We start from the raw sequence: 12,528 nt of genomic DNA, 5'->3' as shown, positions 1-12,528 counted from the left end.
CATGCGTTTTAGTAATATCCAACAGCACTCCTATCTAAAACCAATCCATAGAAGATTGGGGCCAAAATTAATTCATTGGCAAACATTATACGAATAAACAAAAGGAAATATACTAAATGGATCTAGTTAACGGCAAATTGTACCCTCTCTGCCTTCAACACTCTTTCTACGGGCCTTACCAAGTCCCTAATGATTTGCTCACCTCCTGCATCATCTATTAAGGCAACCAAAATATAACGTCGGTTGGGATTATTTCCCCAAACCAAAATAGAATCGGAATGAAAGGTTCTCCAAGAGCCCGACTTTCTATATAATCTGGCATCGGGAGCAATATTGTCCAAGGTATTTACAAATTTATGGTGAAGTTCGGGATCCCCCATGATATCCAACATTTGTTTGGACCTACCCTTATTCACCAATTTGCCATTGGCCAACAGATAATAATACCTACATACTTGGTTTACTGTGGCAGCATGGGACAAATTCTTTAATGGCTCCCTATTGGTATCCCCACCGCTTCCATATCTTTTACCGACCCATAATCCGCCGCCCTTACTTTCATCATAGAACATATATTTTGGATCGGTCATAACGGACTGTATTTTATCATATCCCAAACGATCTATCATTCTGGTGGTTGCTTCATTGTTGGATTTGCTGATCATAGATCGCATATCCTTCTTTATTTCCTGGGTTTCCTTAAGCTCCCCTTTTTCTATGGCATCCATAGAGGATAATAGCACCGCTATTTTGGGCAAACTGGCAGCATACATCATATAGTCACCATTAATACTGGCATATTTTGCATTTTCGGGATTTGACAGATCTACTATGCCAACGGCCATCTTGTTATTGTTCATTAAAGATTTCCAGTTGGGATTGGACATGAGCTCCTTTTCCAATCTTTTCTGCAAGTCGCTATTTACCAAACTGGGAAGAGGCTTTACTTTGGCATCTTCTATATTTATGGGCAAATCTTTTTGAGAGTACGCCAAGCCACAGCAGAAAAATACACCCAATACTAGAATTAGGCGTGTTTTGAATTGAAAAAGAGTTCTACTCGTCATATAGGAATAATAAAATACTGGTTAAATGAAAAAAATACGAATCACTATAAAAAATGAACTACCCGAAAAACGCCCAAATATATTCTATATTTATGTTGGGTATTTGTTAATTTTTTAAACTTCAAAAGAAAAAATCACACCCAAAGAATATAACGCTAATTTTATCATTATCTGATTTTTATCTGTTAAATTAATTATAGATTACGAAAAAATTAATTCAATGGCTTAAAGAAAAATTAAAGACATCACCAACACCTCCTATACTTACGTTGGATGGGGATAAAAAGATTATGTGTATATGGGCAAGGCATCTATTTTATTTATTACGGTTTGCTAGCAAATTGTTATTTTTGGAACAAATTAGAAATGCATGTTGGTTATTGGGATTGCCGGAGGAACAGGTTGCGGAAAAACTACGGTTGTAAATCAAATTATAAATGAATTGCCGTATGAGGAAGTAGGGGTTATTTCCCAAGATTCCTATTATTGCGATCTTTCCCATTTAACCTATGACGAGCGTACACAGGTAAATTTTGACCATCCCCGTGCCATAGATTTTGAATTGTTGGGTACCCACTTACAAGATTTAAAGAAAGGTATTCCTATTCACCAGCCAGTTTACTCTTTTGTTAAACACAACCGCACCAACGATACCATTCTAACGCATCCAAGAAAGGTAATGATCGTAGAGGGTATCCTCATCATGACAAATCCCCAGATAAGGGAGATGTTCGACATTAAAATATTTGTACATGCGGATTCGGATGAACGACTGATAAGACGTTTAAAAAGGGACATCACTGAACGTGGCAGGGATTTGGATGAAGTTTTAAATCGATATCAAAATACGCTAAAGCCCATGCACAATCAGTTTATTGAGCCCACCAAGGAATATGCGGACATTATAATTCCAAACAACAAGTACAACACCGTGGCCATAGACATTGTAAGGACCATAATCAACGAAAAATTAAGCTAATCACCTATGGGACTAAAAGGGATAAGAAAGAAAAAATGGTTTGGGGTGGTTACCAATATGTATGTATTGGTACTGACGGTCTTTGTGGTTTGGATGGTTTTTTTCGATACCAACTCCCTCCTCATACATTGGGAGCTTAAAAAACAAATAAACAATCTGGAAAAGCAGAAAGAATTTCTTCATGAAGAGATAGCCAAGGATAAAAAAATTATAGAAAAGCTATCGGACCCTGAGGAGTTGGAAAAATTTGCCAGGGAACAATATTATCTGAAAAAGAAAAATGAGGAAATATATTTAATTGAATATGAGGATAGTGTAAAAACCAAGGAAGATGAGTAAATCCGAACTCTTTAGCAATTTTCACGAGATTTCTTCCAAAGCATGGAAGCAAAAGATCCAGTACGAGTTGCAAGGTGAGGATTACAACAATAAATTGGTTTGGGAATCTCCCGAAGGCATTAAGGTAAAACCCTTCTACAACTCCGAAGACCTAAAGGCCCTAGAGATATCCGGAGTACCAAGAGATAATGGTTGGAGCATAGCTCAAGGCATATATGCCGGGAATGCCAAAATGGGCAACAAAAAAGCTTTGGATGCTATAACCAGGGGCGCTGAATGTATCTATTTCACCATTCCGTCCGCAGATATAAATATTCATGAACTGCTTCATGAAATTGATCTTGGCCAAACAAGTCTCCATTTTAATCTCCAATTTCTATCCTACGACTTTGCAAGATCGATTTTGGCTGTCACAGTAAACCATCATCACAAGGTCTTTACCAATATCGATATTATTGGTCATTTGGCAAGAAATGGCAACTGGCAATACAAGCTTGATCAAGATCATAAAATATTAGGGGAAATTCTAAATTTAAATCATGACCAAACCTTGGGTGTGGATGTGGCGCTCTATGGAAATGCCGGGGCAAATATGGTGCAGCAATTGGCCTATGCCCTTTCGCATGCCAATGAATATTTGAATCACCTTAACGACCACCATAAAGACAGGCTAAAAAGAACGGCAATAACCTTTAAGGTCTCGGTTGGGGGCAACTATTTCTTTGAAATAGCCAAGTTGAGGGCACTACGGATTTTGTTCAGGACCCTTGCAAGGGAATATGGGGCTCTGGAGAATTGCCATATTATAGCTACGCCCACTCTGAGAAATAAAACCTTGTACGATTACAACACCAATATGCTACGCTCGGCAACGGAATGTATGTCCGCCATTTTAGGGGAAGCTGATACGATATTGAATATGCCATATGACGCCATATACCATAAGGTGAATGAATTTGGGCAGCGTATGGCCAGAAATCAACTGTTGATCTTAAAGAATGAAAGTTATTTTGACAAGGTGAACAATGCGGCCGATGGGGCCTATTATATTGAGTCCATAACACATCAACTCTCTTCCAAAGCTTTGGAATTATTTAAACAAATTGAAGCGGGCGGCGGATTTCTGGTGCAATTGAAGGAACATCTCATTCAGAAAAAAATAAAGGAAAGCGCCACCAAGGAACAGGAAAGCTTTAACAGCCGCGATAAAATCCTGGTAGGCACCAATAAATACGCATCCAGACTGGATAAAATGAAGGATGATCTAGAATTATACCCCTTTGTAAAAACCAACACCCGAAAAACCTTGATAGAACCGATCTTGGAAAAAAGGTTGTCCGAAGAATGGGAACAGGAACGCTTGAAAACTGAATAAAGCTGTTACAACTGTTTTCCTAGGGCAATTTTATTTCTAAGCAGACAACTATAGTTTAGGACAAGAAGAACAAAAACATGGCAAGAAAAAATCTTCAACATATTCAACTCAAGTCCGTTCCAGAAATAAATATTCCGGATCAAGAATCCGTTTTGCCATTCGAGACCTCGGAAGGAATAATCTTGAAAAAAAACTATACCAAGGAAGATATTGAGGGTTTGGAACATTTAAATTTTGCCGCGGGCATACCTCCATTTCTGCGCGGGCCCTATTCCACCATGTATGTCAGTAGACCATGGACTATAAGGCAATACGCGGGATTTTCGACCGCAGAGGAAAGCAACGCATTTTACAGACGAAATCTGAAAGCCGGACAAAAAGGACTATCCGTAGCTTTTGATCTACCAACCCATAGGGGATATGACAGTGATCATCCGCGGGTGGTGGGCGATGTTGGCAAAGCGGGCGTTGCCATTGATTCCGTAGAGGACATGAAAATTCTGTTCCAGGATATTCCATTGGATGAAATGTCGGTTTCCATGACCATGAACGGAGCAGTGTTGCCCATAATGGCCTTTTATATCGTAGCAGCGGAGGAACAGGGAGTTTCACCAAAAGATCTTTCTGGAACCATACAGAATGATATTCTTAAAGAATTTATGGTAAGGAACACCTACATCTACCCTCCTGCCCCATCTATGCAGATCGTTGCCGATATTTTTGAGTATTCCAGTAAGTTCATGCCGCAATTCAATAGTATAAGTATATCCGGCTACCACATGCACGAGGCCGGGGCAACTGCCGATATTGAATTGGCCTATACCTTGGCCGATGGATTGGAGTATATTAGAACTGGCTTAAAAGCAGGATTGAATATAGATGATTTTGCCCCAAGATTATCCTTCTTCTGGGGAATTGGGATGAATCATTTTATGGAAATTGCGAAAATGAGGGCGGGAAGAATGCTCTGGGCCAAATTGGTAAAACAATTTAACCCTAAAAATGAGAAGTCGCTCACCCTAAGGACCCATTGCCAAACCAGCGGCTGGAGCCTTACAGAGCAGGATCCTTTCAACAATATTACCAGAACGACCATAGAGGCGGCCGCAGCAGTTTTTGGAGGTACACAGAGCCTACATACCAATGCCTTGGATGAGGCCATAGCCCTCCCTACGGATTTCTCTGCGCGTATTGCCAGAAATACCCAATTGTACTTACAAAATGAGACCGAAATTACTAAAACTGTTGACCCTTGGGCAGGTAGTTATTATGTAGAAAAACTAACGGACGAAATTGCACAAAAGGCTTGGGCCCTTATAGAAGAGGTGGAAGAATTGGGGGGAATGACAAAGGCCATCGACGCTGGAATTCCAAAATTGAGGATAGAGGAGGCCGCCGCAAAAAAACAGGCCCGTATAGATAGTGTTAGGGATATCATTGTTGGTATTAACAAATACCAGTCCAAGACAGAAGATGAACTTCAAATACTGGAGGTGGATAATGCCGAGGTCAGAAAACAGCAATTGGCACGTTTGGAATTGGTCAAGGCAAATAGGAGTGAACATGAAGTGCAACAAGCACTTTTAGCACTTACCAAAGTTGCAAAAGAAAGAATGAAGCCCAATTCCTCCAAATCTGCCCACATAAATACCTTGGAAGAGGAAAATTTCTTAGCTTTAGCTATAAAGGCTGCTAGGGCAAGAGCTACGCTGGGCGAAATAAGCACTGCGCTGGAAAATGCCTTTGGCAGGCACAAGGCAATCATAAATTCGTTTACCGGGGTGTATTCAAAAGAAATAAAAGGGGATGACAGCTTTGGCATAGCCAGGCAAATGGCCGACAGCTTTGCCGAGCAGGAAGGCCGTAGGCCTAGAATAATGATTGCCAAAATGGGGCAGGACGGTCACGACCGAGGTGCTAAAGTTGTGGCAACGGGATATGCCGATCTAGGTTTTGATGTGGATATTGGCCCCCTCTTCCAAACCCCGGCCGAAGCTGCAAAACAGGCCGTGGAAAACGATGTCCATGTACTGGGGATCTCATCCCTAGCAGGCGGACATAAGACCTTGGTACCTCAAGTACTACAGGAATTAAAAGCGTACGGGCACGAAGACATTATGGTAATTGTGGGCGGGGTAATACCCAAACAGGATTATGACTTTTTGTATGAAGCTGGGGCGGCAGCAATATTTGGTCCCGGCACAAAAATTAGCGATACGGCCATCGAAATTTTAAAAATTCTAAGTAAGTGATATCCGCTGTTCCTGAACGGACAAAATGGGTTTAGCCTTCAAAACAAGCCGTGGACCACAATTAGTAATAAGCGCTAGGGCCAGGGTATTTTACCAGTGATGGCTACTTTTTTGGTCTTGGTTCCAATATTTTCCAACGTTGTGACCGAGGCTTTTAAAAATTGAGTACCATTAATAAGTTGTGTATAAGTGATTCGCGAAAAAACAATAAACATGTAATGGCCTGAGAACAAATCCCATACAACTTTAACGTACTTTAACGCCAAAGACTACAGTTATTCACCCAGTGTTAACAAAATACATTTTATAACAACTTAAATAATCGTATTTTTACCCCCTAACTTACTATGATAATGGGCAAAATAATTGCTATTGCTAATCAAAAAGGTGGTGTAGGAAAAACTACTACTTCGGTAAATTTAGCCGCCTCTTTGGGTGTATTGGAAAAAAAAGTATTACTAATAGACGCTGACCCCCAAGCTAATGCAACTTCCGGACTAGGTTTGGATGTAGATAGTATTGAGTTGGGAACCTACCAACTATTGGAACATACCAAAACCGCCGAAGAAACCATCATAAAGACCTCCTCCCCAAATGTAGATCTTATCCCAGCGCATATTGATCTTGTAGCCATCGAAATTGAGTTGGTGGACAAGGACGATAGGGAATATATGATGAAAAATGCCATTCGCCATCTAAAGGAAAAATACGACTATATTCTTATAGATTGTGCGCCTTCCCTAGGTCTCTTAACATTGAACGCCCTTACTGCGGCCGATTCTGTTATGATTCCCATACAATGTGAATATTTTGCATTGGAAGGATTGGGCAAATTATTAAACACCATTAAGAGTGTTCAAAAAATACACAATCCCGAATTGGATATAGAAGGAATGGTACTTACCATGTACGATTCCAGATTAAGGTTATCCAACCAAGTAGTGGAGGAGGTAAAAAAGCACTTTTCTGAAATGGTTTTCGACACCATCATACAAAGAAATGTAAGATTGAGCGAAGCCCCTAGTTATGGTGAAAGCATTATTAAATACGATGCAAGTAGTAAAGGAGCTGCCAATTATTTAAATTTGGCAAATGAAGTAGTTGTGAAAAACAAGGAGACAGCATAATGGCGAAAGCGATAAAAAAACAAGCGTTGGGCCGCGGACTATCGGCCCTATTAAAAGACCCGGAAAACGATATTCAGTCGGCCACCGACAAGAATGCCGATAAAGTTGTGGGCAATATTGTGGAACTGGATATGGACGCAATAGACGTTAATCCATTCCAGCCCCGTTCCAATTTCAATGATGAAGCATTACAGGAATTGGCCTCTTCCATTAAGGAATTGGGGGTAATACAGCCAATAACCGTAAGAAAGCTTGATTTTAATAAATACCAATTAGTTTCTGGGGAACGTAGGTACAGGGCTTCCAAATTAATTGGCCTGGAGACAATACCGGCATATATCCGTATTGCCAACGATCAGGAATCCCTGGAAATGGCTTTGGTTGAAAATATTCAACGACAGGATTTAGATCCCATTGAAATTGCACTTTCCTACCAAAGGTTGATAGATGAAATTCAATTGACGCAGGAAAAAATGAGCGAACGGGTAGGCAAAAAACGCTCTACCATTACCAACTATTTGCGGTTACTGCGATTGGATCCCATTATACAGACCGGAATACGTGACGGTTTTGTAAGTATGGGCCACGGTAGGGCTCTGGTAAATGTGGAAAAAAAGCAGGACCAGATTGCCCTTTACGAAAAAATTGTAGGTGAAAATCTATCGGTAAGGGATACGGAAAAAGCAGTAAAGGACTATCAGGAAGGCAATGGCCAGGTAGCCCCGGTTACGGCCCCATCTGGAAAAGAGCCAAAAAAAGCAGCTATAAACCCAGATTTCATTGACAAAAACCTTGGTGCCTTCTCAGATTATTTATCGGTAAAAGTAGATATTAAAGCCTCAGAAAAAGGCAAAGGAAAAATCACCATCCCCTTTCACTCCAAGGAAGAATTCAATCGGTTAAAAAAATTGATTACGGGTGAGTAAATATCTTGTATCACTGGCACTATATTTTCTTGTTATCACCTTTGGACTAGCGCAGGAGGAAGAAAACAATACCCAGGCATCAGATTCTATCACAACCTCCCTTAAAAAAGAGGGGATTACAGTGGTCGACACCCTTAAAGTCAAAAAAAGGGCCATCAATCCCTTGGCGCCCAGTAAGGCAGCCTTTTATTCCGCGGTTTTTCCAGGACTTGGTCAAATATATAACAAACGCTATTGGAAAGTTCCCATAGTCTACGCCATTATAGGCGGTGGAATATATGGCTACATATACAACGACGACCTATATGACCGCTTTAGGACGGCCTTTAAACGCCGCCAGGCCGGTTTTACGGACGATGAATTCTATGACCTTGGCACACCCAATGCCCCCGGAGCAGATCCTGACTTTTCGGAGGCGGCATTGGAAAGTGCGCAGGAAAGATACCAGGAAGATCGGGATTTATGGCTTTTGGTCACCATTGGGATGTACGCCCTAAACATTGTGGATGCCAATGTGGATTCGCATTTAAAGCAATTTAACGTGGATGATGACCTTAGTATGGATTTCAAACCATACTTGGACATGGACGCCATAACCGCCAAACCAGTCTATGGAATGGCTTTAACCATTAAGTTTTAATTTATGAATATTGCCTTGTTCGGATATGGTAAAATGGGTAAAATGATTGAAAAGATCGCCCTAAAAAGAAACCATACCATTGTAGCTAAAATTGATTTGGACGCTACGGATATAAATTTTTCAGAAATTGATGTTGCCATCGATTTTAGTATGCCCAACGCCGCTTATGGAAACATTAAGAACTGTCTGGAACACAATGTGCCTATAATTTCCGGTACAACCGGATGGCTTCAGGATTACCAAAAGGCAGTGGACTTATGTAAAAAAAATAATGGAGCCTTTATTTATGCCTCCAACTTTAGTCTGGGTGTGAATCTTTTTTTTGAGCTGAACTCTTATTTAGCAAAATTAATGGCTTCCCAAGATCAATATAAGGTTGTGATGGAGGAAATCCACCATACCCAAAAATTGGATGCACCTAGTGGAACGGCAATTACTTTGGCCGAAGGTGTTATTGATAATACCAATTACATCGATTGGAAATTGGACAGCGCTGGGGACAGGGAAATTCCTATCACGGCAAAGCGTATCGCCGATACTCCTGGAACCCATACCGTATCTTATGAAAGCGAAGTGGATGGCATAGAAATTAAACATACCGCCCATAACAGGGAAGGTTTTGCCCTAGGAGCAGTGATCGCCGCAGAGTGGATCGTTGGAAAAACAGGGGTTTTCACAATGAAGGACGTGTTAAACCTTCGTTAAAGAACGTAACAAAGAACAACTTAAAATGACTTAACGGTTGATCAATTCTTTTCCAAACATCAATCATTAAATAACAATTACCGATATGAACGGCACTCAATGGATTATTTTTATTTTAATTATTCAGGTAATACATTTTTTAGGCACCTGGAAATTATATGTAAAAGCAGGACGTAAAGCTTGGGAAGCGGCAATCCCAGTTTATAATGCCATTGTGCTGATGCAGATTATCAATAGGCCTAAATGGTGGGTGATTCTACTTTTTATCCCGATCATCAATTTATTGATGTTTCCTGTAGTCTGGGTAGAAACCCTTAGAAGTTTTGGGAAAAATAGTTTATTGGATACCTGGTTGGCCATATTGACCCTTGGACTATATATTTATTATGTGAACTATTTTGTTGAGGATGTAAAATATATTGAAAACAGGGACATTCACCCCAAAACCGCGCTGGGAGAATGGGTCAGCTCCATTGTATTTGCCATTGTGGCCGCTACTTTGGTCCACACCTACTTAATTCAACCCTTTGTTATTCCTACCAGTTCCTTGGAAAAAACCCTACTGGTGGGAGATTTCCTTTTCGTAAGTAAATTTCATTATGGGGCACGGATACCAATGACCACCGTAGCCGCTCCCATGGTCCACGATACCCTGCCAATACTAAAAACCAGATCTTATGTTGCGGATGTAGACCCTGCTACCTACAAAACTTCTGTTTGGAATAAATTACAACTCCCATATTTAAGGCTTCCCGGGTTTAAAAAGGTAAAACGAAACGATATTGTTGTATTTAGTTGGCCCGCAGATACCGTATACCAGTTTTTTAAAAGACAGCAAGGAGTACGCAAACCCATCGACAAAAAATCCAACTATGTAAAACGTTGCGTTGGGGTACCGGGAGATTCGTTGACCATTAAAGATGGCTATGTTTATATCAACGGTGAAAAAACGGTTTTACCCTATAGGGCAAAACCAGAATTCCTTCATACAGTTACAGTAGACGGACAATTTTCCAATGCCGCTATAGAACTATTGGGCAGGGAGAACCTATCGGGGAACGTTATACGTGTCCCCAACAGCTCTCTCCAACAGGAACGGGCTACAGAGGTAATTCAGGCCATGAATTTGGAACAGATAAAATCCGATACATCCTATACCTATTACGCAGGTAATGTGGGCAACCAGAAGGTGAAGGACTATTTAAAGTCCGAAGACATGAACAACATGGCACTCTTTAATTTAACCGAGGCAGAGGCCAAAAATTATACAGGCAAGGATGGAATCGCCTCAATTAATAAATTTTCATATAAAAATCCCGATACTTCGGTTTTCCCTCAAGATCCGGCACATACAGGAACTGTGGACAATATGGGTACGATCTATATTCCCGAAAAAGGAAAAACGGTTCCACTTAACATAGAAGTACTTCCCATTTATGAAAAGATAATTAAAGAATACGAAGGTAATGACATTAAAGTGAACGGAAATCAGATCCTTATTAACGGCGAGGTTGCCAATTCCTACACATTTGATCAGAATTACTATTGGATGATGGGAGATAACAGACATAGATCTGAAGATAGTAGATTCTGGGGCTATGTCCCTGAAGACCATATAGTGGGAACGCCCATTTTTATATGGATGAGCATTGATGGTATTAACGATGGCATGAGCAATTGGAAGGTAAGATGGGACAGGGTATTTACTACCGTAAACGGAGATGGTGAGCCTACCTCTTACTTTAAGTATTTCCTTATCCTGCTGGCAGCTTGGTTCATATTTGATTTCTTTAGAAAAAAGAAGAAAGTGGACAATTAATGTTGCAATGATTCAATGTACCAATGGGACAATTATGGTTTCGAATACTGCCAATGGCCAACTAAACAATTATGCCATAAAATTACATATCTGCCAACAAAGGCAGCGTTTTAACTTGTGTTAGGTTAGGGATGTTTTGTCATTGCATTCAGGTCTCGACTCCGCTCGACCAGACAATCGATCGTCACTTCGAGCGGAGTCGAGAAGTCATTTCACGGTTAACTTGCCGCTAAATAAGAAATCAATTTATAAATTGATACATTTTCGAATCGATATATTTTCAAATTAGACCATGAAACTGCTGCTACATCCAGGTTATTTTCCCAATATCGCCAACTTTGCCGCTATTGTTCAAAATGATATTTGTTGGGAAGTCATGGACAATTTTCAAAAACAAACTTTTCGCAATAGGTGTTATATATGCACGGACCTAGGGCTGCATATGCTCACTATACCTATAAAACATGTGGGGAACAAAAAAGGGAAACAAAGGTACAGTGAAGTACAAATGGACAACGCTTACCCTTGGCAAAGACAGCATTGGCGAACCTTGGAAACAGCTTATAGGACCTCTCCTTTCTTTGAATTCTATGAAGATGATATCGCCCCGTTGTACCACAATACATTCCACTCCTTAATGGATTTCAACTTGAAGACAATCGAAACCATTTGCGATTGTCTGCAAAATAATATGCCTTTGGACAGGACCGAAATCTTTGAAGTTGATGTTACCGACAAAATTGATGGGAGGATTTTAATAAATTCCAAATCAAAGCTTCAATTTCAACAGCCGGAATATGTGCAAGTATTTGAGGACAGAAATGACTTTATTCCCAATTTAAGTATTTTGGACCTTTTATTCAATGAAGGTACCAACGCCTTGACCTACCTGAAAAACTTGAACCTAAACCTGCAAAATGCTTAGGTTTTTCCTACATTATGGCATTCATTTTATACTTCCAATTATTATTGGTCTGGTATTCTTTAAGGATCACCGCCTAAAAATAATCTTGATACTGTTGGCCGGAATTTTTTTAGATTTAGATCATCTATTGGCAGATCCTATTTTTGACCCAGGCCGATGTAGTATTAACTTTCACCCCCTTCATACTTATTGGGCCATTGCAGGTTATTTCCTTTTGCTTTTTTTTACAAAAACCAGGGTCTTCGGGATTGCCTTTTTAATACATATTTTGGCCGATACCGTAGACTGCTATTTAATGTAAAGTAGTTTCAGTCCACTAATTTTCGGATTACAAAATACACTTCCCCTGTTCTGTCAATTTATAGTTGGCGGCC

Annotated in this window: 12 protein-coding genes; 11 read left to right on the top strand and 1 reads right to left on the bottom strand. The window is 40.2% G+C overall.

Annotation, left to right across the window (positions count from 1 at the left end):
• Positions 1–122: 122 nt before the first annotated feature.
• The gene (locus tag U735_RS0105320; RefSeq protein ID WP_051891879.1) at positions 123–1,067 is read right to left on the bottom strand and encodes a serine hydrolase; all 945 of its coding nucleotides are present in this window, start codon (positions 1,065–1,067) and stop codon (positions 123–125) included.
• A 370-nt stretch (positions 1,068–1,437) separates the two neighbouring features.
• Between U735_RS0105320 and udk the strand changes: the two genes are divergently transcribed.
• The 11 genes from udk (at position 1,438) to U735_RS0105260 (ending at position 12,455) form a co-directional block, all read left to right on the top strand.
• Positions 1,438–2,046: a uridine kinase gene (udk, locus tag U735_RS0105315; protein ID WP_031442833.1), complete on the top strand. Its 609-nt coding sequence runs from the start codon at positions 1,438–1,440 to the stop codon at positions 2,044–2,046.
• A 6-nt stretch (positions 2,047–2,052) separates the two neighbouring features.
• Complete coding sequence (locus U735_RS0105310; protein WP_031442832.1) at positions 2,053–2,385, top strand: FtsB family cell division protein; 333 nt, start codon at positions 2,053–2,055, stop codon at positions 2,383–2,385.
• The gene (locus tag U735_RS0105305; RefSeq protein ID WP_031442831.1) at positions 2,378–3,760 is read left to right on the top strand and encodes a methylmalonyl-CoA mutase subunit beta; all 1,383 of its coding nucleotides are present in this window, start codon (positions 2,378–2,380) and stop codon (positions 3,758–3,760) included. Before U735_RS0105310 ends, U735_RS0105305 begins: the two co-directional genes overlap by 8 nt.
• Before the next feature lie 77 nt (positions 3,761–3,837).
• A complete protein-coding gene (gene scpA / locus U735_RS0105300; RefSeq protein WP_031442830.1) occupies positions 3,838–6,012 on the top strand; it encodes a methylmalonyl-CoA mutase in 2,175 nt (724 codons plus the stop codon).
• 353 nt (positions 6,013–6,365) lie between these two features.
• Entirely contained in the window at positions 6,366–7,139 is a 774-nt protein-coding gene (locus tag U735_RS0105290) for a ParA family protein (protein WP_031442829.1), read from the top strand.
• Entirely contained in the window at positions 7,139–8,065 is a 927-nt protein-coding gene (locus U735_RS0105285; RefSeq protein ID WP_031442828.1) for a ParB/RepB/Spo0J family partition protein, read from the top strand. Before U735_RS0105290 ends, U735_RS0105285 begins: the two co-directional genes overlap by 1 nt.
• Positions 8,058–8,705, top strand: coding sequence for a DUF5683 domain-containing protein (locus U735_RS0105280; RefSeq protein WP_031442827.1), 648 nt, complete (start codon positions 8,058–8,060; stop codon positions 8,703–8,705). Before U735_RS0105285 ends, U735_RS0105280 begins: the two co-directional genes overlap by 8 nt.
• A gap of 3 nt (positions 8,706–8,708) precedes the next feature.
• Positions 8,709–9,410, top strand: coding sequence for a 4-hydroxy-tetrahydrodipicolinate reductase (gene dapB / locus U735_RS0105275; RefSeq protein ID WP_031442826.1), 702 nt, complete (start codon positions 8,709–8,711; stop codon positions 9,408–9,410).
• Positions 9,411–9,495: 85 nt separating this feature from the next.
• Positions 9,496–11,229 (top strand): signal peptidase I, encoded by a 1,734-nt coding sequence (gene lepB, locus U735_RS0105270; RefSeq protein ID WP_031442825.1) that lies wholly within the window; start codon positions 9,496–9,498, stop codon positions 11,227–11,229.
• Between the two features lie 292 nt (positions 11,230–11,521).
• Entirely contained in the window at positions 11,522–12,154 is a 633-nt protein-coding gene (locus U735_RS0105265; protein ID WP_031442824.1) for a WbqC family protein, read from the top strand.
• Positions 12,147–12,455, top strand: coding sequence for a DUF6122 family protein (locus U735_RS0105260; protein WP_031442823.1), 309 nt, complete (start codon positions 12,147–12,149; stop codon positions 12,453–12,455). The genes U735_RS0105265 and U735_RS0105260 overlap by 8 nt, the downstream gene beginning before the upstream one ends.
• Positions 12,456–12,528 lie beyond the last annotated feature (73 nt).

It is taken from the genome of Arenibacter algicola (assembly GCF_000733925.1).
Classification (GTDB): Bacteria; Bacteroidota; Bacteroidia; order Flavobacteriales; family Flavobacteriaceae; genus Arenibacter; species Arenibacter algicola.
The sequence above is the reverse complement of the archived record's forward strand: the minus strand, read 5'-3'. Positions and strand labels throughout refer to the sequence as shown.